General features: G+C 46.3%; 1 protein-coding gene. It reads left to right on the top strand.

The window, feature by feature from the left end:
* On the top strand, positions 1 to 438 hold a 438-nt coding region (locus A8F95_RS22460), incomplete at both ends, for a methyl-accepting chemotaxis protein (RefSeq protein ID WP_245671256.1).

The following is a 438-nucleotide window of genomic DNA, read 5'->3' as shown; positions in this document are numbered from 1 at the left end:
CAAGCATTTGAAGAGGTGTCAGCTGCGAGTGAAGAGGTATCAGCGGCTATTGATGAAATTGCCCAAGGTGCTTCCCAACAGTCCATGGACACAGAAGATGTGAATCAACGAATAGCAGATCTGTCAGAGCAAATTGATTCGTTAGCTGCTCTATCCAACAGCATGAATCAATTGTCGGTAAAGGCGGGGCAGTCGACGAAGCAAGGAATGGACCAGGTCCAATTGTTGCGTGAACACAATAAAGATACCGATCGGATGAATGAAAAGGTCCAACAACAGATCCAGACGCTGTCGAATAAAATCGCGAATATTGATATGATTATTGCTTCTATTCATGGTATTACTGCACAGACGAATCTGCTTGCTCTGAACGCGAGCATTGAAGCGGCCCGCGCAGGAGAACATGGAAAAGGCTTTGCCGTTGTAGCGGAGGAAGTA

Source organism: Pseudobacillus wudalianchiensis, assembly GCF_001685015.1.
In the GTDB taxonomy this organism is placed as follows: domain Bacteria; phylum Bacillota; class Bacilli; order Bacillales; family Domibacillaceae; genus Pseudobacillus; species Pseudobacillus wudalianchiensis.
Note: the sequence above shows the minus strand (reverse complement) of the source record. Positions and strands in the feature narration are given on the sequence as shown.